The organism is Pseudomonas sp. GW823-FHT02F05 (assembly GCF_058797315.1).
In genome coordinates, this window is sequence record NZ_JBXAJM010000007.1 from 147,901 (window position 1) to 172,574 (window position 24,674).

Here is a 24,674-nt window from a genome sequence, read left to right on the forward strand (position 1 = left end):
GCAGAAACCCCGGCACTGGGCCGGGGCTTCTTCGCATCCTTACAACCTTACTTCAACTTGGCAATTGCCGCATTGAGGGTGTTGCTTGGGCGCATGGCTTTGCTGGTCAGTTCTGGGTTCGGCGCGTAGTAGCCGCCGATGTCCACTGGCTTGCCCTGTACGGCGCTGAGTTCGGCAACGATGGTTGCTTCGTTCTCGGCCAGGGTTTTGGCCAGTTCGCCGAACTGCGCTTGCAGTGCAGCGTCTTCGGTCTGGGCAGCCAGGGCCTGGGCCCAGTACAGCGCCAGGTAGAAGTGGCTGCCGCGGTTGTCGATGTTGCCGACTTTGCGCGATGGCGACTTGTTGTTGTCCAGGAACTGGCCGGTAGCCTGGTCCAGGGTCTTGGACAGCACCAGGGCTTTCGGGTTGTTGTAGGTCACGCCCAGATGTTCAAGGGACGCGGCCAGGGCCAGGAACTCGCCCAGGGAATCCCAGCGCAGGAAGTTTTCTTCCAGCAGTTGCTGCACGTGCTTGGGAGCCGAACCGCCGGCACCGGTTTCGAACAGGCCACCGCCATTCATCAGCGGCACGATCGACAGCATCTTGGCGCTGGTGCCCAGCTCCATGATCGGGAACAGGTCGGTCAGGTAGTCGCGCAGTACGTTGCCGGTCACCGAGATGGTGTCCAGGCCCTTGCGGGTGCGCTCCAGGGTGAACTTCATCGCATCGACCGGGGCCATGATGCGGATGTCCAGGCCTTCGGTGTTGTGGTCTTTCAGGTATGCCTGAACTTTCTCGACCACGACGCCATCGTGGGCGCGCTTTGGGTCCAGCCAGAAAATGGCCGGGGTGTTGCTGGCGCGGGCGCGGTTGACCGCGAGCTTGACCCAGTCCTGGATCGGCGCGTCTTTGGTCTGGCACATGCGGAAGATGTCGCCGGCTTCGACTTTCTGTTCCATCAGCAGGTTGCCCTGGCTGTCGGTGACGCGAACCACGCCGTCAGCCTTGATCTGGAAGGTCTTGTCGTGGGAGCCGTACTCTTCGGCTTTCTTGGCCATCAGGCCAACGTTTGGCACGCTGCCCATGGTGGTCGGGTCGAAGGCGCCATTGGCCTTGCAGTCTTCGATGACCGCCTGGTAGATGGTGGCGTAGCAGCGATCCGGGATCACGGCCTTGGTGTCGTGCAACTGGCCGTCGGTGCCCCACATTTTGCCGGAGTCACGGATCATGGCCGGCATCGAGGCGTCGACGATCACGTCGCTCGGCACGTGCAGGTTGGTGATGCCTTTGTCGGAGTTGACCATCGCCAGGGCAGGGCGAGCGGCGTAGACCGCCTGGATGTCCGCTTCGATCTGCGCTTGCTGATCGGCCGGCAGCGCTTTGATGCGGGCGTACAGGTCGCCGATGCCGTTGTTCAGGTTGAAGCCGATCTGCTCAAGTACGGTCGCGTGCTTGGCCAGTGCATCTTTATAGAACTCGGCAACGATCTGGCCGAACATGATCGGGTCGGAGACCTTCATCATGGTGGCTTTGAGGTGAACCGACAGCAGCACGCCTTGCTTCTTGGCGTCTTCGATTTCAGCGGCGATGAAGCTGCGCAGAGCTTTCTTGCTCAGTACGGCGGTGTCGATGATCTCGCCGGCCTGGACACTGGTCTTTTCTTTCAGGACGGTGGTGGTGCCGTCCTGGGCAACCAGCGCAATTTTGACAGCGTCGGCGGCTTCGATTTGTACGGCTTTTTCGCTGCCGTAGAAGTCGCCGTTGTTCATGTGGGCAATGTGCGACTTGGAGTCTGCAGCCCAGGCGCCCATCTTGTGCGGGTGCTTGCGTGCGTAGTTCTTGACCGACAGCGGTGCGCGACGGTCGGAGTTGCCTTCGCGCAGTACCGGGTTCACGGCGCTGCCCTTGACCTTGTCGTAACGTGCACGGGTTTCTTTTTCCGCGTCGGTGGTTACGGTTTCCGGGTAGTCCGGCAGGGCGTAGCCCTGGGCCTGCAGTTCCTTGATCGCGGCTTGCAGCTGCGGGGTCGAGGCGCTGATGTTGGGAAGCTTGATGATGTTGGCTTCAGGCGTAACGGCCAGGTCGCCCAGTTCGGCGAGGTGGTCCGGGATGGCCTTGGTGCCCAGTTGCTCGGGGAAGCTTGCGAGGATGCGCCCGGCGAGGGAAATGTCGCGGGTTTCCACGGCAATATCAGCGGAAGCGGTGAAGGCCTCTACGATAGGCAGCAGTGAATAGGTGGCGAGGGCTGGGGCTTCGTCGGTGAAGGTGTAGATGATCTTCGAGCGGGTGGGCATATTCGGATTAACTCTCTTCTTTGCTGAAAGCGTGCGCAGAAACTCGAGATGCGCCGGGTAGAGCGCGTTCGTTCAAAGTCATCCATGAGCGAAATGTCGAAGTTTCTTCGCGGTGATGTTGGTTTGCATCAGTCGAGCGTCAAGCGGGTGGGCTATGGTAATAGTCCGGCTTTCTGGCGAAAGGCTACGTTCTAGAGCGGTCCGCCGTCGTGACTCTTTGGTCAGCGGCGGCATTATACATAGGTCGCTATGCTTACGCTGAGCCTTCATACAAAAGGGGGCTCGTCCATTGGTCTAAAGGTCGCAGGTGCGTGGGGTGGTGAGATGTGCTCAAGATTGGCGCTTTTCCCTTTGCTTTCAGGCTTGTAGGCCACCAAATGTGCTGTTTTCGATGCAAATGAGCATGGCGTGAGGTTTCAGTCGCCATTTATCTGGAGTAGGCTCGAACGCAGCCAGATGTTCAATCCATAGATGGAGTTCAGCATGGGATACAAGAAGATTCAGGTTCCGGCAGTCGGCGACAAAATCACCGTCAATGCAGACCATTCTCTCAATGTTCCTGACCAACCGATCATCCCCTACATCGAAGGAGACGGTATTGGCGTCGACATCAGCCCGGTGATGATCAAGGTGGTCGATGCCGCTGTTGAAAAGGCTTACGGCGGCAAGCGCAAAATCTCCTGGATGGAGGTGTACGCTGGTGAAAAGGCCACTCAAGTCTACGACCAGGACACCTGGCTGCCCCAGGAAACCCTGGATGCGGTCAAGGATTACGTGGTGTCCATCAAGGGCCCGCTGACAACGCCGGTCGGTGGCGGTATCCGTTCGCTGAACGTGGCGCTGCGCCAGCAGCTCGACCTGTATGTGTGCCTGCGCCCGGTGCGCTGGTTCGAAGGCGTGCCCAGCCCGGTGAAAAAGCCAGGCGACGTGGACATGACCATCTTCCGTGAGAACTCCGAGGATATTTACGCGGGCATCGAGTGGAAGGCCGGTTCGCCGGAAGCGATCAAGGTGATCAAGTTCCTCAAGGAAGAAATGGGCGTTACCAAGATCCGTTTCGACCAGGATTGCGGGATTGGCGTCAAGCCGGTCTCCAAAGAGGGTACCAAGCGCCTGGCGCGCAAGGCCTTGCAGTATGTGGTAGATAACGACCGCGACTCGCTGACCATCGTGCACAAAGGCAACATCATGAAGTTCACCGAGGGTGCCTTCAAGGAGTGGGCCTATGAGGTGGCGGCTGAAGAGTTCGGTGCGACCTTGCTCGATGGCGGGCCGTGGATGCAGTTCAAGAACCCCAAGACCGGCAAGAATGTAGTGGTCAAAGATGCTATTGCCGACGCCATGCTCCAGCAGATCCTGCTGCGCCCGGCCGAATATGACGTGATCGCGACCCTCAATCTCAATGGCGATTACCTGTCCGACGCCCTGGCGGCGGAAGTGGGCGGTATTGGTATTGCGCCGGGAGCCAACCTGTCGGACACCGTGGCAATGTTTGAAGCCACCCACGGCACTGCGCCTAAATATGCGGGCAAGGATCAGGTCAACCCTGGTTCATTGATCCTGTCGGCAGAAATGATGCTGCGGCATATGGGTTGGGTCGAGGCAGCGGATCTGATCATCAAGGGCACCAATGGCGCGATTTCGGCCAAGACTGTGACCTATGACTTCGAGCGTCTGATGGATGGCGCTACGTTGGTGTCGTCGTCGGGCTTTGGTGACGCGTTGATCAAGCATATGTAAACAGGTAGACAAAACCGGCCGCCCTGATGATTCGGGGCGGCCGGTTTGCTTTCAGTGCTTTGTTCAGAAGCTGGTCAGGCCTGCTTGCTTTTCTTGTCTTGATTTGTGACCGTGCGCCGCGCCGTTTTCTACAGCAGGCGTGGTGGTGATGCCTTTGATATTCACCGCATGCAAGCCCTTTGGGCCCTGGGTAATGTCAAAGGATACCGGTTGACCCGCCTTCAGCGTTTTGTACCCATCCGCCTGGATCGCTGAGAAATGCGCAAAAAGGTCTTCTTGCTTGCCGTCTTCATTAATGAAGCCGTAACCCTTGGCATTGTTGAACCACTTGACCTTACCACTAGCCATTCCCTTATCCCTCTGCACCAGACTCCATCACTGGAGTATCATCCCGTCTATCCGTCCTAACCCGAATAAATAAGGTTGACTGCGCGGACCTTTTTTACCCACTGTGGGCTCTATTTGTTGTAACACCGTTTCGCCGATAGTCAAGGTGACCCAAGAGTCAGAGTTGAAATTCTGACAGGTCGCCCCCACCACTGTAATTGAACCACTGACGAACCTTTCTTTCCCATGCATGCAAACAGCCAGATTCGACTAACATTCAATCAGGATCGCCCGGATCAGGAACATGACGACGACGGTTCTGCAGGCATTGCTGTTCAGGAGGCCAAGCCTGCTTTACAGGCGCCGCCGATGTACAAGGTGGTTTTGTTCAATGATGACTACACACCGATGGATTTCGTCGTCGAAGTGCTCGAGGTGTTTTTTAACCTGAACCGCGAGTTGGCGACCAAGGTAATGCTGGCCGTTCACACAGAAGGACGGGCAGTATGTGGAGTGTTTACCCGCGACATCGCCGAGACAAAGGCCATGCAGGTCAACCAGTACGCCAGGGAAAGCCAGCATCCGCTACTCTGTGAAATCGAGAAGGACGGTTAACGCCGACCACTTGGGTATGAGGTGAAGCTATGTTAAACCGCGAGCTCGAAGTCACCCTCAATCTTGCCTTCAAGGAGGCTCGTTCGAAGCGTCATGAATTCATGACCGTCGAACACCTGCTGCTGGCACTTTTGGATAACGAAGCTGCCGCCACCGTTCTACGTGCGTGCGGCGCCAACCTCGACAAGCTCAAGCATGACCTGCAGGAGTTTATCGACTCCACCACGCCACTGATCCCCGTGCATGACGAGGACCGCGAAACCCAGCCAACCCTGGGGTTCCAGCGGGTATTGCAGCGTGCTGTGTTCCACGTACAGAGCTCAGGTAAGCGTGAAGTCACGGGCGCGAATGTGCTTGTGGCAATTTTCAGCGAACAGGAAAGCCAGGCCGTGTTCCTGCTCAAGCAGCAGAGCGTTGCCCGTATTGATGTAGTCAATTACATCGCCCACGGTATCTCTAAAGTGCCTGGGCACGGCGATCATTCCGAGGGTGAGCAGGATATGCAGGACGAGGAGGGCGGTGAGTCTTCTTCTTCAAGCAATCCGCTGGATGCCTATGCCAGCAACCTCAATGAAATGGCGCGCCAGGGGCGGATCGATCCGCTGGTGGGGCGTGAGCATGAGGTTGAGCGTGTAGCGCAGATCCTTGCGCGTCGTCGCAAGAACAACCCGTTGCTGGTGGGCGAGGCGGGCGTGGGTAAGACCGCGATTGCCGAAGGCCTGGCCAAGCGCATTGTCGACAACCAGGTGCCAGACCTGCTGGCCAGCAGTGTCGTCTATTCCCTTGACCTGGGCGCGTTGCTCGCCGGGACCAAGTACCGTGGCGATTTCGAGAAACGCTTCAAGGCGTTGCTCGGTGAGTTGAAAAAGCGTCCGCAGGCCATCCTGTTCATCGACGAGATCCATACCATCATTGGCGCCGGTGCAGCTTCCGGTGGGGTGATGGACGCTTCCAACCTGCTCAAGCCACTGCTGTCCTCGGGTGATATCCGTTGTATTGGTTCGACCACGTTCCAGGAATTCCGCGGCATCTTCGAAAAAGACCGTGCCCTGGCGCGTCGCTTCCAGAAAGTCGACGTGTCCGAGCCGTCGGTTGAAGACACCATCGGTATCCTGCGCGGGCTCAAGGGGCGTTTTGAAGCGCACCATGGCATCGAATACACCGATGAGGCCTTGCGTGCGGCGGCTGAGCTGGCGTCGCGCTACATCAATGACCGGCATATGCCTGACAAGGCAATCGATGTGATCGACGAAGCGGGTGCCTACCAGCGCCTGCAGCCGGTCGAGAAGCGCGTGAAGCGCATCGACGTGCCTCAAGTCGAGGACATCGTGGCCAAGATCGCGCGGATTCCGCCAAAACACGTCACCAGCTCCGACAAGGAGTTGCTGCGTAACCTGGAGCGCGACCTCAAGCTCACTGTGTTTGGCCAGGATGCGGCCATCGACTCGCTGTCCACGGCGATCAAGTTGTCGCGTGCTGGCCTCAAGTCGCCGGACAAGCCAGTCGGTTCGTTCCTGTTCGCAGGCCCGACCGGCGTCGGCAAGACCGAGGCGGCTCGCCAGCTGGCCAAGGCCATGGGCATCGAACTGGTCCGTTTCGACATGTCCGAGTACATGGAGCGCCACACTGTGTCGCGCTTGATCGGTGCGCCTCCGGGCTATGTCGGCTTCGACCAGGGCGGCCTGTTGACCGAGGCGATCACCAAGCAGCCACATTGCGTATTGCTGCTCGATGAAATCGAAAAGGCTCACCAGGAAGTCTTCAACCTGCTATTGCAGGTCATGGACCACGGGACCCTGACCGATAACAACGGGCGCAAGGCGGACTTCCGCAACGTGATCGTGATCATGACCACCAACGCTGGTGCCGAAACCGCGGCGCGGGCTTCGATCGGCTTTACGCATCAGGATCACTCCTCCGATGCCATGGAAGTGATCAAGAAGAGCTTCACGCCGGAGTTCCGCAACCGCCTGGACACCATTATCCAGTTTGGTCGCCTCAGCCATGAGGTCATCAAAAGCGTGGTGGACAAGTTCCTCACCGAGCTTCAAGCGCAGTTGGAAGACAAGCGCGTGCAGCTGGATGTGACGGAAGCGGCCCGCAGTTGGATCGCAGAGGGCGGCTACGATGCGGCAATGGGCGCACGCCCAATGGCGCGTCTGATCCAGGACAAGATCAAGCGGCCATTGGCCGAAGAGATCCTGTTCGGCGAACTCTCCGACCATGGTGGGGTGGTACACATCGACCTGAAGGACGGCGAGCTGACCTTCGAGTTCGAGACCACGGCTGAAATGGCCTGATCGTTAGCTGCAACATTGCAAAAGGCGCCGAAAGGCGCCTTTTTGCTGCCTGAAATACGATTACGAGACAATGACGGTCAACTGTGGGAGCTGGCTTGCCTGCGATGACGGTCCTTCAGTCGCACATCGTTAACTGGCCCACCGCTATCGCAGGCAAGCCAGCTCCCACAGGGTCAAGTGGCGACTGTTAAATCCTGCGCACACAAAAACGCCCGGCATAACCGGGCGTTTTGTATTGACTTGCTTAGCGAGCGCGGTAAGTGATGCGCCCTTTGCTCAAGTCATAGGGCGTCAGCTCGACGCGCACTTTGTCACCGGTAAGAATACGAATGTAGTTCTTGCGCATCTTGCCGGAGATATGCGCGGTTACGACGTGCCCATTTTCCAACTCCACACGAAACATGGTGTTGGGCAGGGTGTCGACGACAGTGCCTTCCATTTCGAAGCTGTCTTCTTTCGACATGCAGTAAAGCCCTCGGTATCCAGTGAATGGCCCGGTGCAACTGCGCCAGGCAAAAGCGGCGTGCATTGTGCCCGAAAAAGGGTGTTCAAGCCAAGGGGTTCTAGTTAAGCGTGACCCATCTTTGATTAATCAGCAGCTCAATGGGCCTATATTGGGTCTTGTAGTTCATCTTTTTGCAGTTCTTGATCCAGTATCCGAGGTACACCGCTTCCAGCTCCAGGCGCAGCGCTTCGCCTATTTGCCAGAGGATGGCGAAGCGCCCGAGGCTGCGGCGTTCTTCGGTCGGTTCATAGAAGGTGTACACCGCTGAGAGGCCGTTGGGCAGTAGGTCGGTCACCGCTACGGCCAGCAGGCGGCCGTCGAGGCGGAACTCGTAGAAGCGCGAAAAAGGCAAGTCACGCACCAGGAATGTGGAAAACTGGTCGCGGCTGGGCGGATACATATCGCCGTCGGCATGACGCTGCTCGATATAGCGTTGGTAGAGATCGAAATATTCTTCGCTGTATTGGGGTTTGGTGGCGTGTACTGTCAGGTCAGCGTTGCGCTTGAGAATGCGTTTCTGATTACGGTCGGGCGAAAACTGCGCAACCGGGATACGCGCAGGCACGCACGCGTTGCAGTTCTGGCAATGGGGGCGATACAGGTGATCGCCGCTGCGCCGGAAGCCCATCTCGGACAGGTCGGCATACACATGCACGTCCATGGGCTGGCTGGGATCGAGGAACAGCGTGGTGGCCTGCTCGTCGGGCAGATAGCTGCATGAGTGGGCTTGAGTGGCATAGAACTTCAAGCGCGCCAGCTCGGTCATGATCAACCCTCGGGATAAGCTTTGAAATAAGTGTAAGCCACGTGCGCGAAAGTCGCCTAGGAAACCCACGGCCCAGCGTTGGGTTGGTCCAGATGTTTATGCAGGAAGTCAGCGAAGACGCTGCGGGGTATGCCGCGGGCGCCCAGGCTGTGCAGGTGATCGTTGGGCATCTGGCAATCGATCAGCACAAATCCCCAGGCTTGCAGTTGCCGGGTCAACGTGGCGAAGCCGAATTTGGAGGCGTTGTCGGCGCGGCTGAACATGGACTCGCCAAAAAACAACTGGCCCATCGCCAGGCCATAAAGGCCACCTACCAGTTCGCCCTGGTCCCAGACCTCGACGGAATGCGCATAGCCGCGTTGGTGCAGCTCCAGATAAGCCTTCTGGATACCTTCGGTGATCCAGGTGCCATCGGCGTAGGCACGGGGCGCGGCGCAGGCATGGATGACGGCGGCGAAATCCTGGTCGAAGGTCACGGTATAGCGCTGCTGGCGCAATAATTTGCCCAGGCTGCGGGAAACATGCAGCTCGTCGGGGAAAATCACCGTACGCGGGTCTGGCGACCACCAGAGGATAGGCTGGCCTTCGGAGAACCAGGGGAAGCAGCCATGGCGGTAGGCCTGGATCAGTCGTTCGGCCGACAGGTCGCCACCGGCGGCGAGCAGGCCGTTGGGTTCGCGCATGGCCTTGGCCAAGGGAGGGAACGTCAGGGTGTCGCGTTGTAACCAGGTCAGCATGGCATCCAGGCTTAGGGAAGGGGAGGGGAGTGGCAGGTCATGCACCTGCACCGCAAGCGTTGATTATTGACGACCCTGCGCCATGGGGCCAGCCCGAATAGGCGATTGACGAGGATTAGCATGAACGGGTGTTTCTGCAACTCTGTACACAGGGTGTGGTCGTAATCGGGTCTGGCGCATGCCGGCCATTTGCCAAGCTTGCCTGGATTGCTAAATACAGCTCATAAGCCTTTGTCAGCAAAGGCAATGCATGCTCAAATTGTCCGTGCAGTCAGGTGAAGGGCAAGTGTGTGGCATCGCGCACGCAAACCCGTACAATGCGGCCATTGTGGCGTTATCGCCATTTCACCTATCCGTCACCGGGTGTTAAAAGTAGATTCAGCAACATTCGTTCATTTTTCAACTGCTCCGGATAGAGCAGTCGTGTGTAGTCATTCAACAGATGGACGCGCTAAAGGCGCAGGAATAGACCCGTTTTGAAGAAATCCGCCGCAGCACCTAAAGCAGCAGTCGTACCGGCCTGGCGCCAGCACCTGCATTACCGACTCAAGGAAGGCGCACTGATTGCCATCGGTGCGCTGTGCCTGTTCCTGATGATGGCCTTGCTGACCTATGGCAAGGACGATCCGGGCTGGAGCCATAACAGCAAGATCGATGACGTGCAGAATTTCGGCGGCCCTGTAGGTTCCTACAGCGCCGATATCCTCTTCATGATCCTGGGTTACTTTGCCTACATTTTCCCGCTGTTGCTGGCGATCAAGACCTGGCAGATCTTCCGCCAGCGTCACGAGCCGTGGCAGTGGAGCGGCTGGCTGTTCTCCTGGCGCCTGATCGGCCTGGTGTTCCTGGTGCTGTCGGGCGCTGCGCTGGCGCATATCCACTTCCATGCCCCGACCGGTCTGCCGGCGGGCGCGGGCGGGGCCCTGGGTGAAAGCCTTGGCGACCTGGCGCGCAGGACCCTGAATATCCAGGGCAGCACCCTGATGTTCATCGCGCTGTTCCTGTTCGGCCTCACGGTATTCACCGACCTGTCATGGTTCAAGGTGATGGATGTGACCGGCAAGATCACCCTCGACCTGTTCGAATTGTTCCAGGGCGCCGCCAACCGCTGGTGGGCCGCCCGTGTCGAGCGCAAGCAAATGGTGGCGCAGCTGCGTGAGGTGGACACCCGTGTCAACGAGGTGGTGGCCCCAAGCACGCCGGATCGGCGCGAGCAAGCCAAGGTCAAGGAGCGCTTGATCGAGCGCGAGCAGGCCCTGAGCAAGCACATGTCGGACCGTGAAAAGCAGGTGCCGCCCGTGATCGCCCCGGCACCGCCCAAGGCGCCGGAGCCCAGCCATCGCGTGCAAAAAGAGAAGCAGGCACCGCTGTTCATCGACAGCGCCGTCGAAGGCACCTTGCCGCCGATCTCGATTCTGGACCCGGCCGAAAAGAAACAACTCAACTATTCCCCCGAATCCCTGGCGGCCGTCGGCCACCTGCTGGAAATCAAGCTCAAGGAATTCGGCGTCGAAGTGTCGGTGGACTCGATCCATCCGGGCCCGGTGATCACCCGTTACGAAATCCAACCGGCCGCCGGGGTAAAAGTCAGCCGCATTTCCAACCTGGCCAAAGACTTGGCACGTTCCCTGGCCGTGACCAGCGTGCGCGTGGTGGAAGTGATCCCGGGCAAGACCACCGTGGGTATCGAGATTCCCAACGAAGACCGCCAGATCGTGCGCTTCTCCGAAGTGCTGTCGACGCCGGAATACGACAACTTCAAATCGCCGGTCACCCTGGCGCTCGGCCATGACATCGGCGGCAAGCCGGTGATTACCGACCTGGCGAAAATGCCGCACTTGCTGGTAGCCGGTACCACTGGTTCCGGTAAGTCGGTGGGTGTGAACGCCATGATCCTGTCGATCCTGTTCAAGTCCGGGCCGGATGACGCCAAGCTGATCATGATCGACCCGAAGATGCTGGAACTGTCGATCTACGAAGGCATCCCGCACCTGCTGTGCCCGGTGGTCACCGACATGAAGGACGCCGCCAACGCCCTGCGCTGGAGCGTTGCCGAGATGGAGCGCCGCTACAAGCTCATGGCGAAGATGGGCGTGCGTAACCTGTCGGGCTTCAATGCCAAGGTCAAGGAAGCCCAGGACGCCGGCACACCGCTGACCGACCCGCTGTACAAGCGCGAAAGCATTCACGATGAAGCACCACTGCTGACCAAGCTGCCGACCATCGTGGTGGTGGTCGATGAATTTGCCGACATGATGATGATCGTCGGCAAGAAGGTTGAAGAGCTGATCGCCCGTATCGCCCAGAAGGCACGGGCGGCGGGTATCCACTTGATCCTCGCGACACAGCGGCCGTCGGTGGACGTGATCACCGGCCTGATCAAGGCCAACATTCCGACCCGCATGGCGTTCCAGGTCTCCAGCAAGATCGACTCGCGCACCATCATTGACCAGGGTGGCGCCGAGCAACTGCTGGGCCACGGTGACATGCTCTACATGCCGCCGGGCACCAGCCTGCCGATTCGCGTTCACGGCGCCTTTGTTTCCGATGACGAAGTCCACCGTGTGGTCGAAGCCTGGAAACTGCGCGGCGCGCCCGAGTACAACGACGACATCCTCAACGGCGTCGAAGAAGCCGGCAGCGGCTTTGAAAATGGCGGCGGTGGCGGTGATGACGATGCCGAGACCGACGCTTTGTATGACGAAGCCGTGGCCTTCGTACTGGAAAGCCGCCGTGCCTCGATTTCGGCGGTGCAGCGCAAGCTTAAAATCGGCTACAACCGCGCCGCCCGCATGATCGAAGCCATGGAAATGGCCGGCGTCGTGACCGCAATGAACACCAATGGCTCGCGTGAAGTCATCGCCCCCGGGCAGATGCGCGACTGATTCCGCGCCGCGTGGCAACACGCGGCGTGCCCTGACTACTCAATGAGGACTCCCATGCGCTTTATCCGCATGCTGTTGTTGCCAGCCTTGGCCCTGACCGCTGTTTCAGCTCACGCTGACCCGGCTTCCGTCGCCAGCCTGAAGAACCTGTTGGACAAATCCCAGACCCTCACCGCGCGCTTCTCCCAGCTGACCCTGGATGCCGGCGGCACCCAGTTGCAGGAAACCGCCGGTGAAATGGCCGTGCAGCGCCCAGGGCTGTTCTATTGGCATACCGAAGGCAAGGCGGAGCAGACCATTGTTTCCGACGGCCAGAAAGTCACGCTGTGGGACCCGGACCTGGAACAGGCGACCATCAAGAAGCTCGATCCGCGCCTGAACCAGACCCCGGCACTGCTGCTGTCGGGTGATGTGTCGAAAATCAACGACAGCTTCGACATCACCTCCAAGCAGACCAGCAACGTCATCGAGTTCACCCTCAAGCCAAAATCCAAGGACACGTTGTTTGACACGCTGTCCCTGTCGTTCGGCAACGGCGTGATCAACAACATGCGCCTGGTCGACAGCGTCGGCCAGCGCACCGATATCCTGTTCTCCGGGGTCAAGGCCAACCAGCCGGTGCCCGCGTCCAAGTTCAAGTTCGACATCCCCAAGGGTGCCGACGTGATCCAGGAATAAACTGCCCAGAGGTTTCAAACGCTGCCCATGGATCTGTTTCGAAGTGACCCGATTGCCCAGCCGTTGGCCGCGCGCTTGCGTTCGACCAACCTGGATGAGTACGTCGGTCAGGAACACCTGCTCGCTCGGGGCAAGCCCTTGCGCGAAGCCCTGGAGCAGGGTGCGCTGCATTCGATGATTTTCTGGGGGCCGCCGGGCGTGGGCAAGACCACCCTGGCGCGGTTGCTGGCGAAGGTCTCGGATGCGCACTTTGAAACGGTCTCGGCGGTGCTCGCCGGGGTCAAGGAGATCCGCCAGGCGGTGGAAGTCGCCAAGCAGCAGGCCGGGCAATACGGTAAACGCACTATCCTGTTCGTCGACGAAGTGCATCGCTTCAACAAGTCGCAGCAGGATGCGTTCCTGCCTTATGTCGAGGACGGTACGCTGATCTTTATCGGCGCCACCACCGAAAACCCTTCCTTTGAATTGAACAACGCCTTGTTGTCACGGGCGCGGGTCTATGTGCTCAAGAGCCTGGATGAAGCGGCGATGCGAAAGCTGCTGCACCGAGCCTTGAGCGAAGACAAGGGGCTGGGCAAGCGCCAGCTGAGCCTCAGCGATGAAGGTTTCAAGATTTTGCTGACCGCCGCCGATGGCGACGGGCGCCGCTTTCTCAACTTGCTGGAGAATGCTTCCGACCTGGCCGAAGACGGCGGCGAGATTGGCGTCGACCTGTTGCAAAGCTTGCTCGGTGACACACGCCGGCGTTTCGACAAGGGCGGCGAAGCCTTCTACGACCAGATTTCCGCGCTGCACAAATCCGTACGCGGTTCCAACCCTGATGGCGCGCTGTATTGGTTTGCGCGCATGATCGATGGCGGTTGCGACCCGCTGTACCTGGCGCGTCGTGTGGTGCGCATGGCCAGCGAAGACATCGGCAATGCCGACCCGCGCGCCCTGAGCCTGTGCCTGGCCGCCTGGGAGGTGCAGGAGCGCCTCGGCAGTCCGGAAGGCGAGTTGGCGGTCGCCCAGGCCATCACTTACCTGGCCTGCGCGCCCAAAAGCAACGCGGTGTACATGGGCTTCAAGTCGGCCCTGCGTGCGGCCGCCGAGCATGGTTCCCTCGAAGTGCCGCTGCACCTGCGCAACGCGCCGACCAAGCTGATGAAGCAGCTGGGGTATGGCGACGAATACCGTTATGCCCACGATGAGCCGGACGCCTACGCGGCCGGCGAAGACTACTTCCCCGATGAGCTGGAGCCGCAGCCGTTCTACCAGCCAGTGCCCCGTGGCCTGGAGCTGAAGATCGGTGAGAAGCTCAACCACCTGGCCACCCTCGACCGTCTGAGCCCCAGGCAGCGGAGAAAAACATGATTCCTTTGGTGATCGCCGTCTCGGCGGGAGGTATCGCCGGTACACTGCTGCGCTTCGCCACCGGCAATTGGATCAACGCCAATTGGCCGAAACACTTCTATACGGCGACGCTCGCCGTTAATATCGTGGGCTGCCTGTTGATCGGCGTGTTATACGGCCTGTTTTTGTTACGCCCGGAAGTGCCTGTCGAGGTACGTGCCGGCCTGATGGTTGGCTTTCTTGGCGGCCTGACGACTTTTTCATCCTTTTCACTGGATACCGTGCGCCTGCTGGAAAGCGGGCAAGTGCCGCTGGCGATTGGCTATGCGGCCATCAGCGTATTCGGCGGGCTGCTCGCCACCTGGGCTGGCCTGTCCTTGACCAAACTTTGATAACGAGAGACCGACATGCTCGATTCCAAACTGTTACGTAGCAACCTTCAGGACGTAGCGGACCGCCTGGCATCCCGTGGCTTTGCCTTGGATGTTGCGCGCATCGAAGCGCTGGAAGAACAGCGCAAGACCGTCCAGACCCGCACCGAAGCACTGCAGGCTGAACGTAATGCGCGCTCCAAGTCCATCGGCCAGGCCAAGCAGCGCGGTGAAGACATCGCGCCGTTGATGGCGGATGTCGAGCGCATGGGCACTGAGCTGTCCGATGGCAAAATCGAGCTGGAAGGCATTCAGACCCAATTGGATTCGATCCTGCTGGGCATTCCGAACCTGCCCCACGAATCTGTGCCGGTCGGCGAAGATGAAGACGGCAACGTCGAAGTGCGCCGCTGGGGCACGCCGAAAGCCTTCGATTTCGAGATCAAGGACCACGTCGCCCTGGGCGAATTGACCGGTGGCCTGGATTTTGAAACCGCGGCAAAAATGTCCGGCGCACGCTTTGCCTTGCTGCGCGGCCCGATTGCGCGCATGCACCGTGCACTGGCGCAGTTCATGATCAACCTGCACACCGGCGAACACGGTTATGAAGAGGCCTACACCCCGTACCTGGTTCAGGCGCCGGCGTTGATGGGCACCAGCCAACTGCCGAAATTCGAAGAAGACCTGTTCAAGATCAGCCGCGACGGCGAAGCCGACCTGTACCTGATCCCGACCGCCGAAGTGTCGCTGACCAATATCGTCGCCGGCGAAATCCTCGACGCCAAGCAACTGCCGTTGAAGCTGGTTGCTCACAGCCCGTGCTTCCGTAGCGAAGCCGGCGCGTCGGGTCGCGACACCCGTGGCATGATCCGCCAGCATCAGTTCGACAAGGTTGAAATGGTCCAGGTAGTAGAGCCGTCGACCTCCATGGAAGCCCTGGAAGGCCTGACTGCCAACGCCGAGCGTGTGCTGCAGTTGCTGGAGCTGCCTTACCGCGTACTGGCCCTGTGCACGGGCGACATGGGCTTCAGCGCCGTGAAAACCTACGACCTGGAAGTGTGGGTGCCGAGCCAGGACAAATACCGCGAGATTTCGTCGTGCTCCAACTGCGGTGACTTCCAGGCCCGTCGCATGCAGGCGCGTTTCCGCAACCCGGAAACCGGCAAGCCGGAGCTGGTGCACACCCTCAACGGTTCGGGCCTGGCCGTAGGCCGTACCCTGGTGGCCGTGCTGGAAAACTACCAGCAGGCGGACGGTTCGATCCGTGTACCTGAGGTGCTCAAGCCTTACATGGCGGGCGTTGAGGTCATCCGCTAAATGGAATTTCTGCCGCTGTTTCATAACCTGCGCGGCAGCCGTGTGTTGGTCGTCGGTGGTGGGGAGATTGCCTTGCGCAAATCCCGGCTGCTGGCCGACGCCGGCGCGGTGTTGCGGGTGGTTGCTCCCCAGATCGAAAGCCAGCTGCGTGAGCTGGTGCTGGGCAGTGGCGGGGAACTGATGTTGCGCGGTTATCAGGAGGCCGACCTGGACGGTTGCACCCTGATTATCGCGGCCACCGACGATGAGCCACTGAATGCGCAAGTATCCAGTGATGCCAAGCGTCGCTGCGTGCCGGTCAATGTGGTGGACGCGCCAGCGTTGTGCAGCGTGATCTTCCCGGCGATTGTCGACCGTTCACCCTTGGTGATTGCCGTCTCCAGCGGCGGTGATGCGCCGGTACTGGCACGGCTGATCCGCGCCAAGCTGGAAACCTGGATTCCCTCGACCTACGGTCAATTGGCTGGGCTGGCCGCGCGTTTTCGGGCTCAGGTCAAAGGTTTGTACCCGGATGTGCAGCAACGCCGGGCGTTCTGGGAAGAAGTGTTCCAGGGCCCGATTGCCGACCGCCAGTTGGCCGGGCAGGGCGAGGAGGCCGAGCGCCTGTTGATCGAAAAGGTCAATGGCGCGCCGCCTTACGCGCCCGGTGAGGTGTACCTGGTGGGTGCGGGCCCAGGCGACCCGGATTTGCTGACCTTCCGCGCATTGCGCCTGATGCAGCAAGCCGACGTGGTGCTGTACGACCGTTTGGTTGCGCCGGCGATTTTGGAACTGTGCCGTCGTGATGCCGAGCGCGTGTACGTCGGCAAGCGTCGCGCCGATCACGCGGTGCCCCAGGACCAGATCAACCAGCAACTGGTAGACCTGGCCAAGCAAGGCAAGCGCGTGCTGCGCCTCAAGGGGGGGGACCCGTTCATCTTTGGTCGTGGTGGCGAAGAGATCGAAGAGTTGGCGGCCCACGGCATTCCGTTCCAGGTGGTGCCGGGTATTACGGCAGCCAGTGGTTGCGCGGCCTATGCCGGGATTCCGCTGACTCATCGCGACTATGCCCAATCTGTACGTTTTATTACCGGGCACTTGAAGAACGGTACCTCGGACTTGCCTTGGCAAGACCTGGTCGGCCCCTCACAGACGCTGGTGTTCTACATGGGCTTGATTGGCTTGCCGATCATTTGCGAGCAGTTGATCAAGCACGGACGCGCGTCGGACACTCCAGCGGCGCTGATCCAGCAGGGCACCACGTCCAACCAGCGCGTGTTCACCGGCACCCTGGCCGACCTGCCGCGCATGGTGGCGGAGCATGAAGTGCATGCGCCGACATTGGTGATCGTGGGTGAGGTGGTGGTACTGCGTGAGAAGCTCAAGTGGTTCGAGGGCGCTCAATCCCAAGTCTGAACCGGCTCTTGTGGCGAGGGAGCTTGCTCCCGTTGGAGTGCGAAGCGCTCCCATAATTTTGGGGCCGCTACGCAGCCCAGCGGGAGCAAGCTCCCTCGCCACAGGAGTTATCAGCCAAAGACACCTTTACCCGGCAACCGCGCCCGATCATGGCTGCTGTCAAACCCCTGCAACGGCCCCTTCGGCACAATCCCCGTCGGGTTGATCGTGCGATGGCTGGCATAGTAATGCCCCTTGATATGCTCGAAATCCACCGTCTCGGCCACGCCTGGCCACTGATACATCTCCCGCAGCCAGTTCGACAAATTTGCATAGTCGGCAATTCGCCGCAGGTTGCATTTGAAGTGGCTGTAGTACACCGCATCAAAACGAATCAGCGTAGTGAACAGCCGCACATCGGCTTCGGTCAGGTACTCGCCGGCCAGATAGCGATGGCTGCCCAGGTGCTGTTCCAAATGATCCAGCTCGGCAAACACATCATCAAACGCACTTTCATACGCTTGTTGTGAGGTGGCGAAACCTGCGCGGTACACGCCGTTGTTCACGGCGGGGTAGACGCGTTCGTTGAGGCTGTCGATGGTCGAATGCAGGGCTTGGGGGTAGAAATCCAGGGTATTGCCGGTCAGCGCATTGAACGCACTGTTGAACATGCGGATGATCTCCGCCGATTCATTGCTGACGATGCGCTTGAGCTTTTTGTCCCACAGCACCGGCACGGTCACGCGCCCGGTATAGTCGGCGGTATCGGCGGTGTAGCGTTGGTGCATGAAGTTGAAACCGTCCAGTTTGTCGCCGCTGGAGCCATGGGCCTTGTCGAAGGTCCAGCCGTTTTCCAGCATCAGCCAACTGACCACCGAGACGTCGATCAGGCTTTCCAGGCCCTTGAGCTTGCGCAGGATCAAGGTGCGGTGCGCCCACGGGCAGGCGAGGGATACATAGAGGTGATAGCGACCGGCCTCGGCCTTGAAGCCGCCTTCACCACTCGGGCCTGGCCCGCCATCGGCGGTCACCCAGTTGCGGCGTTGTGCCTGTTCCCGTTGGAAAGCGCCATCGGCGCTACTTTCGTACCACTGGTCTTTCCACTGTCCTTCGATCAATAAACCCATGACTGGCTCCTTGGCTGATAAGCGTTGGAGCCCAGTCTAAAGGGATGAGTTCGAACTAAAAGCGCAAAGAACCGGCGTGAATGATCGATTAAATCGATTTATCCCGTGCGTCCCAGTACTGCTGGGCCAACTCGAACGCCTGCTGCCGCGGGTGACCAAGGCCGCGCAGGGCCAACGCCATGGTGGCGATCAACGCCAGTTGCGGGTAGCTGTCCTCAACGTCGCCGCGCCACAGTGCTTTTAGGTGCTCGGGCTCAAGCGTTGCTGGCTTGACGTGGCGCTGGACGGAAAGGGCGGGCCACTCTTCGTCCCAGCTCTGGCCGTCGGTGGTGCCATACAGGTGACTGAGGGTGTCGGGGTTGATCTCGATCTCGCCGCCGTCGCCCTTGACCACAATCACGTTGTCACCCAGCAAGCCACTGGCATCACGATGCACGCTCTGGTAACCGGGGTGGAAAATGCTTTGCAGGCCACAGCGCGCATTCAGCGGGTTGAGCAGGCGCGCCAGCGAATGGATAGGCGAACGCAGGCCCAAGGTGTTGCGCAGATCGATCATGCGTTGCAGCTGTGGCGCCCAATCACCCAACGGGATAAATGCCAGGTTGCCGTGGGCAAAGGCGCTCTCGACCTGTTGCCAATCGCGGCACAGCGGGATCTGCAAGCCGTCCAGCAATTGCTCGGTGTACAAGCGCCCCGCAGTGTGGGCGCCGCCGCCGTGCATCAGGATGCGCACGCCGTTCTGTGCCAGGCATTTGGCTGCCAGCAGGAACCACGGCAGGTGGCGCTTTTTACCGGCGTAGGTGGGCCAGTCGATATCGACGTTCAGCGCTGGCGCGTGCAGGCGCTCACGTACGGCTTCGGTGAAACCGGCGAGTTCTTCCGGGCTTTCTTCCTTGTGGCGCAGCAGCATCAGGAAGGCGCCGAGCTGGGTGTCCTCGACTTTTTCGTCGAGCAGCATGCCCATGGCTTCCCGCGCTTCCTCGCGGGTGAGGTTGCGCGCGCCACGCTTGCCTTTGCCGAGGATGCGCACGAACTGCGCAAAGGGATGCTCTTGGGGCGTTACGAGAGTCAGGGGGGCAAAGTCGGTCATAAGCAATTCGTCGGCCTGGGCAGGCCCGCCAGCTTGGCGGCGAGTTTGGCGGGAGTGCCGTTGAACAGTTTGTTGAGGTGCAGGCTGTTGCCCTTTTCCGGGCCCAGCTTCAAGGCGGTGTACTTGATCAGCGGGCGCGTGGCGGGGGACAGCTGGAACTCGGTGTAGAACTGGCGCAGCAGGGTGAGGATTTCCCAGTGTGCCGGGGTCAGCTCCAAGGCTTCGGCAGCGGCCAGGGCATTCGCCACTTCATCGGACCAGTCGTTGAGGTCGACGAGATAGCCGTCCTTATCCAGTTCCAGAGCGTGTGCGCCGACGGTCAAGGTGTTCATAGCCAGGTGTTGACCTTGTCGTAGTCGATCGACAGTTGCACGAAGCCTGGGTAATCGACGCTGTCAGCCCAGTCGGGCAGCGGCAGGTTGCGCGCCTGCATGTCTTCGGCCAGCACAAACACCTTTACGCCTTTGGTTTGCAGGGCGGGCGTGTGCAGGCCGTAGGCTCCGTCGCCGCACAGCAGGATTGCGTCCTCGGCGCCACAGATGCGCAGGCAGCTATCGAGGCGGCTGTCGGTAAACGGGGAATGAGACACCACATGTAGAGTCGACATCAGAGGGTAATCACCTGGTCGTAACGGTCAATCAGTTGGGAAATGGCTTGGCTGTCGAGCACCTGTGCGTTGGCGGGTGGCGGCAACCCGCGTGCGGAAAGACTATGGCTGCACGCGAACACGTCATCAATGCCGAACAGGCCCAGGGCCTGCAGGTTGGCACTCAGGTCTTTCTGTTGCACGGCCTTGGCCGCTTGGTTCGGCGCCAGTTGGAACACACCGTCATCCAGGAACAACAGGCCAATGGGCAGATCGAACGCGCCACCGGCCAGCACGATATCCAGTGCTTCCCGCGCACTCGGCCCGGACCACGGGGCCTGGCGGCTGATCACCAACAAGGATCTGGGCATGTCACGGCCCTCCAAAACAGATCAGGCGGTCGGCGTCCTGGATCGCGTCATGCAACTGCCCAAGGCCCGATAACGCCCAGGGTGCCTCCAGATTCACGGCGCTGCGTTGATAGCGCGTAGCCTCTTCGGCATTCAGCACACCACGGCGCAAGGCGGCGGCGATGCACACCACACCGTCGAGCTGGTGCTGGCTGACGAACTCGCGCCATTGGCGCGCAATGTCTGGCTCGTCCTGGGGCGCAACGACGTTACTGGACGCGCTGTACACGCCATCCTGATAAAAAAACATCCGCACAATCTCATGCCCGCCGGCCAACGCCGCCTGTGCGAACAACAGGGCGCGGCGCGAGGAGGGCGCGTGGGCGGCGCTATACAGTGCAATCGCGAACTTCATGGAAGACTCTGCCAACAAACGTCGGCCAATGATAAAGCCGCCGCCGCGAAAAAGCCCGCCGTGATCAAAACGGTCACTGTGGTTGATCGTTCTGACGATTGCCGGCAGGCGCCAGGCTGCCTAGTCTGTGGGTATTCGCAACCCAACTGGAGTCCCCATGTCAGGTCCCTTGGCGTCCCTTAAAGTGCTGGATTTTTCCACCTTGCTGCCCGGCCCGTTTGCCTCCCTGATGCTGGCGGACATGGGCGCCGAGGTGCTGCGTATCGAATCGCCCACGCGGATGGACCTGTTGCGTGTGTTGCCGCCCCATGATCGTGGCACCTCGGCCAGCCACGCCTACCTCAATCGCAACAAGCGTAGCCTGGCCCTGGACCTCAAGCAGGCCGAGGCGCTGGAGATTGTGCGTGAGTTGGTCAAGGGCCATGACATCCTGCTCGAGCAGTTCCGCCCCGGTGTCATGGCGCGCCTGGGCCTGGGCTATGAGGCGCTGAAGGCGATCAACCCGCGGCTGATCTATGTGTCGATCACCGGCTACGGCCAGACCGGCCCCTATAAGGACCGCGCCGGGCACGATATCAACTACCTGGCGTTGGCCGGCGTCGCCAGCCATACCGGGCGTCAGGACACCGGCCCGTTGCCCCTGGGCGTACAGCTGGCGGATGTGGCGGGCGGTTCACTGCATGCCGTGGTGGGCTTGCTGGCGGCGGTGATTGCCAGGCAGCAGAGCGGGGTGGGGCAATACCTGGATGTGAGCATGACCGATTGCTCGTTCAGCCTGAACGCCATGGCTGGGGCCGGTTATCTGGCTTGCGGGGTCGAGCCTGGGTGGGAGAACCATGTGCTCAATGGCGGGAGTTTCTATGACTATTACCGCACGCGCGATGGGCGCTGGATGTCGGTGGGCAGTTTGGAACCGGGGTTTATGCAGCAGCTGTGCGCGGCCTTGGGACGCCCGGAGCTGGCGGCATACAGTGTGACGCCCGAACGGCAGGGCGTGCTCAAGCAGGCGTTGCAGGTGGAGTTCGAGAAGCGCAGTTTTGACCAGTTGTGTGAGTTGTTTGCCGGGGTGGATGCCTGTGTCGAGCCAGTGTTGAGTTTGAGCGAAGCGGTGGAGCATCCCCAGTTGAAGGCGCGGGAGCTGGTCAGCCAAGTGCCCCGGGGTGATGGCTCGACACAAGCGCAATTGGCCTGCCCGCTGAAATTCTCCGAGGGGTTGCCGGCGCCCAGGCATATTGGAGTGGCGGTGGGGGCGCACAGTGATGAGGTGCTGGCGGAGTTGGGGTTCGGTATTGAGCGGATAGAGCAATTGCGGCAGGCCAAGGTTGTAGGTTGACTGAGCCGACGCTTTCGCAGGCAAGCCAGTTCCCACATTTTGATTGTGTTCACAGATCCAAATGTGGGAGCTGGCTTGCCTGCGAAGAGGCCCTCATTCCACCCGAGTTTCCCCGGTGAACACCAACGTCTGCCGACACCGCCGACACAAATACCGCCGCCCCTGGTTCACCAGCCCATGGCGCTGCGGGGAGAACGGAAAATCACTGTCCGCACACGGGCAGCGGTAAATATAGCGAGTCACCTGTCGGCGCTTGACCTCGTAGGTATGGCAACGGTCGGGCGGCAGTTCGTAAACCCCGCGCATGATCAACTGCCATTCCTCGCCATGGGGCTGGATACGCTCGCCAAACAATTGGTGGGCAATCAGGTGCGCCACTTCGTGGGCTACGGTCTGCTTGAGAAAGTGTTGGCTGTTTTCACGGTACAACTGAGGGTTGAAGCGCAGCAGGTTCTCGTGCAAATGCGCGACACCGGCTTTCTGGCCCCGCAGCTTGAGGCTGACCTGGGGGCGTTTGAAGCTTCGTTTGAAAAAGGATTCGGCTTGCAGGAAACAATCTTCGACGCGGGTATTGAGTTGCTCGGGCATGCTGTACATATCTCCAGAGACGCCCAGTATGCCGCAAAGCTGGGTGTTTCCGAATCTGTCAGGCGCCGAATGGTCATGCATAACGCACAAAGCCACCTTGCGGTGGCCTTGCCTGCGGGGTTTTTCGTTCAACTGGTGTAGATCGGCCCGACGCCCAGGCCCCAGACGATCACGGTAAAGGCCATGATCGCTACCAGCACCACCAGGCCGACGGCCAATACCGAGCTGGAAAACAGGAAGCCTTCATCCGGGTCGATACTCATGAAGGTTGGCAGCCCCACATACAGCAGATACACCGTGTAGCAGATCGCCGCCGTGCCCACGACCATGCCCAACCACATATGCGGGTAGAGCGCCGCCAGCCCGCCGATAAACAAGGGTGTGGCGGTGTAAGTGGCAAATGCCACGCAGCGGGCCATGCTTGGGCTGGCGTCGTAGGTGCGGGCCATCCAGTGAATGAACGCGCCCATCACCGCCACGCCGCACAGCATGGCCGCGTAGGACATGAGGGTCATCCACAGCGCGCTTTCCTGGGTCAGCATCACCGGGGCGCGGTTGCCGATGACCCAGCCGACCTGAGTGGTGCCAATAAAGGCGGAAATGGCGGGGATCGCCGCGAGAATCAGGGTATGAGTGAGGTACATGTGGCTGATGCTTTCTTCTTTATCGCCACGGATTTCCCGCCATTCCTGGTCGGGATGGGTAAACAGCCCCACGACGTGATGGATCATGCCAGTCACTCCTGTCGTTATTACCATCGCCCCCCATCGGAGCGCCCACGGGCCATATGGCCTGAAAGGTCTGGATAGATGTGCGACCTCAAGTCGCAGTATAGAAAGGGATGACCGGAATAACCGTAGGGCCTTTAGAGCAAATTGCGCTGTAAACAGGGGGGCTAATCGCGGTGTGGTCTGTCTGAGTTCATGGGATCCAGTGTGGGAGCTGGCTTGCCTGCGATGGCGGCCTGTCAGGAACAGAGATGTTGACTGGCACACCGCTATCGCAGGCAAGCCAGCTTCCACATTGGATCTGCGCCAGTCTTACCGGTAAAATGCTGCGCTTTTCGTCACACACCTTTGCGGATCCAAGCGCCATGGGCACTCTTACAGTCAACCAGAACAAACTGCAAAAACGCCTGCGTCGCCTGGCCGGTGAAGCGGTCGCCGATTTCAACATGATCGAGGATGGCGACAAGGTCATGGTCTGCCTCTCCGGCGGCAAAGACAGCTACACCATGCTCGACGTGTTGCTGCACCTGCAAAAGGTCGCGCCAATCAAGTTCGAGATCGTGGCGGTCAACATGGACCAGAAGCAACCCGGTTTCCCTGAGCATGTGCTGCCGGCCTATCTGAAAGAACTGGGCGTCGAGTATCACATCGTCGAGAAAGACACCTACTCGGTGGTCAAGGAATTGATCCCGGAAGGCAAGACCACCTGCTCGCTGTGCTCGCGCCTGCGCCGTGGCACGCTCTATACCTTTGCCGATGAGATCGGCGCGACCAAGATGGCCCTGGGTCATCACCGCGATGACATCGTCGAAACCTTCTTCCTCAATATGTTCTTCAACGGCTCGCTCAAGGCCATGCCGCCCAAGCTGCGCGCCGACGACGGACGCAACGTAGTGATCCGCCCGCTGGCGTATTGCAACGAGAAGGACATCCAGGCTTACTCCGATTTCAAGCAATTCCCGATCATCCCGTGCAACCTGTGCGGCTCCCAGGAAAACCTGCAGCGCCAGGTGGTCAAGGAGATGCTGGTGGACTGGGAGCGCAAGACCCCTGGGCGTACCGAAAGTATCTTCCGCAGCCTGCAAAACGTGATCCCGTCGCAATTGGCCGACCGCAACCTGTTCGACTTCACCAGCTTGAAAATCGATGAGACCGCCGCATCGCGTTTCGTCAATGTAGTGAACCTCTGAGTCTTCCCGAGGCTCTAGTACACGGCGCTTGCGGGCGCCGTTTTCAA

General features: G+C 60.0%; 24 protein-coding genes. 11 read left to right on the plus strand and 13 right to left on the minus strand.

Translation table 11 applies throughout. From position 1 onward, the window contains the following. Window positions 1–47: 47 nt before the first annotated feature. Window positions 48–2,273, minus strand: a complete 2,226-nt coding sequence (locus AC1RAC_RS10970; protein ID WP_492616572.1) for an NADP-dependent isocitrate dehydrogenase — start codon at window positions 2,271–2,273, stop codon at window positions 48–50. A gap of 483 nt (window positions 2,274–2,756) precedes the next feature. Between AC1RAC_RS10970 and icd the strand changes: the two genes are divergently transcribed. Continuing rightward, complete coding sequence (icd, locus tag AC1RAC_RS10975; protein ID WP_005789095.1) at window positions 2,757–4,013, plus strand: NADP-dependent isocitrate dehydrogenase; 1,257 nt, start codon at window positions 2,757–2,759, stop codon at window positions 4,011–4,013. A 63-nt stretch (window positions 4,014–4,076) separates the two neighbouring features. Here the strand turns inward: icd and cspD are convergent, their stop codons facing one another. Next, window positions 4,077–4,361, minus strand: a complete 285-nt coding sequence (cspD, locus tag AC1RAC_RS10980; protein WP_054899045.1) for a cold shock domain-containing protein CspD — start codon at window positions 4,359–4,361, stop codon at window positions 4,077–4,079. A gap of 225 nt (window positions 4,362–4,586) precedes the next feature. Between cspD and clpS the strand changes: the two genes are divergently transcribed. Then, complete coding sequence (gene clpS, locus AC1RAC_RS10985; protein ID WP_005789091.1) at window positions 4,587–4,955, plus strand: ATP-dependent Clp protease adapter ClpS; 369 nt, start codon at window positions 4,587–4,589, stop codon at window positions 4,953–4,955. A gap of 29 nt (window positions 4,956–4,984) precedes the next feature. Continuing rightward, window positions 4,985–7,255 carry an ATP-dependent Clp protease ATP-binding subunit ClpA gene (gene clpA / locus AC1RAC_RS10990; RefSeq protein ID WP_492616573.1) on the plus strand — a complete coding sequence of 757 codons (2,271 nt, stop codon included), beginning with the start codon at window positions 4,985–4,987 and terminating at the stop codon, window positions 7,253–7,255. Between the two features lie 244 nt (window positions 7,256–7,499). On the opposite strand, the gene infA is transcribed toward clpA, so the two are convergent. The 3 genes from infA to aat form a co-directional block, all read right to left on the minus strand. Further along, complete coding sequence (gene infA / locus AC1RAC_RS10995; protein WP_002553999.1) at window positions 7,500–7,718, minus strand: translation initiation factor IF-1; 219 nt, start codon at window positions 7,716–7,718, stop codon at window positions 7,500–7,502. Window positions 7,719–7,818: 100 nt separating this feature from the next. After that, window positions 7,819–8,526: an arginyltransferase gene (locus AC1RAC_RS11000; protein ID WP_003192088.1), complete on the minus strand. Its 708-nt coding sequence runs from the start codon at window positions 8,524–8,526 to the stop codon at window positions 7,819–7,821. A gap of 56 nt (window positions 8,527–8,582) precedes the next feature. Continuing rightward, a complete protein-coding gene (gene aat / locus AC1RAC_RS11005; protein WP_054899047.1) occupies window positions 8,583–9,263 on the minus strand; it encodes a leucyl/phenylalanyl-tRNA--protein transferase in 681 nt (226 codons plus the stop codon). 476 nt (window positions 9,264–9,739) lie between these two features. On the opposite strand from aat, the gene ftsK reads away from it, so the two are divergent. The 6 genes from ftsK to cysG are packed head-to-tail and all read left to right on the plus strand — an operon-like array spanning window position 9,740 to window position 17,241. Then, window positions 9,740–12,148 carry a DNA translocase FtsK gene (ftsK, locus tag AC1RAC_RS11010; protein ID WP_032896677.1) on the plus strand — a complete coding sequence of 803 codons (2,409 nt, stop codon included), beginning with the start codon at window positions 9,740–9,742 and terminating at the stop codon, window positions 12,146–12,148. A gap of 54 nt (window positions 12,149–12,202) precedes the next feature. After that, entirely contained in the window at window positions 12,203–12,826 is a 624-nt protein-coding gene (gene lolA / locus AC1RAC_RS11015) for an outer membrane lipoprotein periplasmic chaperone LolA (protein ID WP_003174700.1), read from the plus strand. Window positions 12,827–12,853: 27 nt separating this feature from the next. Continuing rightward, entirely contained in the window at window positions 12,854–14,179 is a 1,326-nt protein-coding gene (locus AC1RAC_RS11020) for a replication-associated recombination protein A (protein WP_034127878.1), read from the plus strand. After that, on the plus strand, window positions 14,176–14,550 hold the full coding sequence (gene crcB / locus AC1RAC_RS11025; protein WP_054898297.1) for a fluoride efflux transporter CrcB: 375 nt from the start codon (window positions 14,176–14,178) through the stop codon (window positions 14,548–14,550). Before AC1RAC_RS11020 ends, crcB begins: the two co-directional genes overlap by 4 nt. A 15-nt stretch (window positions 14,551–14,565) precedes the next feature. Then, window positions 14,566–15,846: a serine--tRNA ligase gene (gene serS / locus AC1RAC_RS11030; protein WP_032896683.1), complete on the plus strand. Its 1,281-nt coding sequence runs from the start codon at window positions 14,566–14,568 to the stop codon at window positions 15,844–15,846. Continuing rightward, window positions 15,847–17,241, plus strand: coding sequence for a siroheme synthase CysG (gene cysG / locus AC1RAC_RS11035; protein WP_054898296.1), 1,395 nt, complete (start codon window positions 15,847–15,849; stop codon window positions 17,239–17,241). 110 nt (window positions 17,242–17,351) lie between these two features. Here the strand turns inward: cysG and AC1RAC_RS11040 are convergent, their stop codons facing one another. From AC1RAC_RS11040 to tusD, 6 genes are all read right to left on the minus strand, one after another. Continuing rightward, window positions 17,352–18,347 (minus strand): glutathione S-transferase family protein, encoded by a 996-nt coding sequence (locus AC1RAC_RS11040; protein WP_492616574.1) that lies wholly within the window; start codon window positions 18,345–18,347, stop codon window positions 17,352–17,354. Between the two features lie 88 nt (window positions 18,348–18,435). Then, window positions 18,436–19,437, minus strand: coding sequence for a glycosyl transferase family protein (locus tag AC1RAC_RS11045; protein ID WP_492616575.1), 1,002 nt, complete (start codon window positions 19,435–19,437; stop codon window positions 18,436–18,438). After that, a complete protein-coding gene (locus tag AC1RAC_RS11050) occupies window positions 19,434–19,769 on the minus strand; it encodes a TusE/DsrC/DsvC family sulfur relay protein (RefSeq protein ID WP_198861973.1) in 336 nt (111 codons plus the stop codon). The genes AC1RAC_RS11045 and AC1RAC_RS11050 overlap by 4 nt, the downstream gene beginning before the upstream one ends. After that, window positions 19,766–20,044, minus strand: a complete 279-nt coding sequence (gene tusB / locus AC1RAC_RS11055; RefSeq protein ID WP_054898293.1) for a sulfurtransferase complex subunit TusB — start codon at window positions 20,042–20,044, stop codon at window positions 19,766–19,768. Before tusB ends, AC1RAC_RS11050 begins: the two co-directional genes overlap by 4 nt. Then, complete coding sequence (gene tusC / locus AC1RAC_RS11060) at window positions 20,044–20,394, minus strand: sulfurtransferase complex subunit TusC (protein ID WP_054898292.1); 351 nt, start codon at window positions 20,392–20,394, stop codon at window positions 20,044–20,046. The genes tusB and tusC overlap by 1 nt, the downstream gene beginning before the upstream one ends. A 1-nt stretch (window position 20,395) precedes the next feature. Further along, window positions 20,396–20,788 (minus strand): sulfurtransferase complex subunit TusD, encoded by a 393-nt coding sequence (gene tusD / locus AC1RAC_RS11065; RefSeq protein ID WP_054898291.1) that lies wholly within the window; start codon window positions 20,786–20,788, stop codon window positions 20,396–20,398. Window positions 20,789–20,945: 157 nt separating this feature from the next. Here tusD and AC1RAC_RS11070 point away from each other — a divergent pair, with 157 nt between their 5' ends. Beyond that, window positions 20,946–22,121: a CaiB/BaiF CoA transferase family protein gene (locus AC1RAC_RS11070; protein ID WP_054898290.1), complete on the plus strand. Its 1,176-nt coding sequence runs from the start codon at window positions 20,946–20,948 to the stop codon at window positions 22,119–22,121. Window positions 22,122–22,214: 93 nt separating this feature from the next. Here AC1RAC_RS11070 and AC1RAC_RS11075 read toward each other — a convergent pair whose 3' ends face one another. Both AC1RAC_RS11075 and AC1RAC_RS11080 read right to left on the minus strand, forming a co-directional pair. Beyond that, entirely contained in the window at window positions 22,215–22,709 is a 495-nt protein-coding gene (locus tag AC1RAC_RS11075; protein ID WP_003192067.1) for a SprT family zinc-dependent metalloprotease, read from the minus strand. 128 nt (window positions 22,710–22,837) lie between these two features. Continuing rightward, window positions 22,838–23,440, minus strand: coding sequence for a Yip1 family protein (locus AC1RAC_RS11080; protein WP_014718889.1), 603 nt, complete (start codon window positions 23,438–23,440; stop codon window positions 22,838–22,840). Between the two features lie 362 nt (window positions 23,441–23,802). On the opposite strand from AC1RAC_RS11080, the gene ttcA reads away from it, so the two are divergent. Beyond that, entirely contained in the window at window positions 23,803–24,627 is an 825-nt protein-coding gene (gene ttcA / locus AC1RAC_RS11085; RefSeq protein WP_014718888.1) for a tRNA 2-thiocytidine(32) synthetase TtcA, read from the plus strand. Window positions 24,628–24,674 lie beyond the last annotated feature (47 nt).

Coding starts and splice junctions, on each gene's coding strand:
- tusC (WP_054898292.1), bottom strand. CDS start 20,394: ATGCCCAGATCCTTGTTGGTGATCAGCCGCCAGGCCCCGTGGTCCGGG.
- AC1RAC_RS11020 (WP_034127878.1), top strand. CDS start 12,854: ATGGATCTGTTTCGAAGTGACCCGATTGCCCAGCCGTTGGCCGCGCGC.
- AC1RAC_RS11040 (WP_492616574.1), bottom strand. CDS start 18,347: ATGGGTTTATTGATCGAAGGACAGTGGAAAGACCAGTGGTACGAAAGT.
- icd (WP_005789095.1), top strand. CDS start 2,757: ATGGGATACAAGAAGATTCAGGTTCCGGCAGTCGGCGACAAAATCACC.
- AC1RAC_RS11045 (WP_492616575.1), bottom strand. CDS start 19,437: ATGACCGACTTTGCCCCCCTGACTCTCGTAACGCCCCAAGAGCATCCC.
- AC1RAC_RS11075 (WP_003192067.1), bottom strand. CDS start 22,709: ATGCCCGAGCAACTCAATACCCGCGTCGAAGATTGTTTCCTGCAAGCC.
- AC1RAC_RS11000 (WP_003192088.1), bottom strand. CDS start 8,526: ATGACCGAGCTGGCGCGCTTGAAGTTCTATGCCACTCAAGCCCACTCA.
- tusD (WP_054898291.1), bottom strand. CDS start 20,788: ATGAAGTTCGCGATTGCACTGTATAGCGCCGCCCACGCGCCCTCCTCG.
- tusB (WP_054898293.1), bottom strand. CDS start 20,044: ATGTCGACTCTACATGTGGTGTCTCATTCCCCGTTTACCGACAGCCGC.
- AC1RAC_RS11080 (WP_014718889.1), bottom strand. CDS start 23,440: ATGATCCATCACGTCGTGGGGCTGTTTACCCATCCCGACCAGGAATGG.
- lolA (WP_003174700.1), top strand. CDS start 12,203: ATGCGCTTTATCCGCATGCTGTTGTTGCCAGCCTTGGCCCTGACCGCT.
- clpA (WP_492616573.1), top strand. CDS start 4,985: ATGTTAAACCGCGAGCTCGAAGTCACCCTCAATCTTGCCTTCAAGGAG.
- AC1RAC_RS10970 (WP_492616572.1), bottom strand. CDS start 2,273: ATGCCCACCCGCTCGAAGATCATCTACACCTTCACCGACGAAGCCCCA.
- cysG (WP_054898296.1), top strand. CDS start 15,847: ATGGAATTTCTGCCGCTGTTTCATAACCTGCGCGGCAGCCGTGTGTTG.
- crcB (WP_054898297.1), top strand. CDS start 14,176: ATGATTCCTTTGGTGATCGCCGTCTCGGCGGGAGGTATCGCCGGTACA.
- serS (WP_032896683.1), top strand. CDS start 14,566: ATGCTCGATTCCAAACTGTTACGTAGCAACCTTCAGGACGTAGCGGAC.
- clpS (WP_005789091.1), top strand. CDS start 4,587: ATGCATGCAAACAGCCAGATTCGACTAACATTCAATCAGGATCGCCCG.
- AC1RAC_RS11050 (WP_198861973.1), bottom strand. CDS start 19,769: ATGAACACCTTGACCGTCGGCGCACACGCTCTGGAACTGGATAAGGAC.
- ttcA (WP_014718888.1), top strand. CDS start 23,803: ATGGGCACTCTTACAGTCAACCAGAACAAACTGCAAAAACGCCTGCGT.
- AC1RAC_RS11070 (WP_054898290.1), top strand. CDS start 20,946: ATGTCAGGTCCCTTGGCGTCCCTTAAAGTGCTGGATTTTTCCACCTTG.
- infA (WP_002553999.1), bottom strand. CDS start 7,718: ATGTCGAAAGAAGACAGCTTCGAAATGGAAGGCACTGTCGTCGACACC.
- cspD (WP_054899045.1), bottom strand. CDS start 4,361: ATGGCTAGTGGTAAGGTCAAGTGGTTCAACAATGCCAAGGGTTACGGC.
- aat (WP_054899047.1), bottom strand. CDS start 9,263: ATGCTGACCTGGTTACAACGCGACACCCTGACGTTCCCTCCCTTGGCC.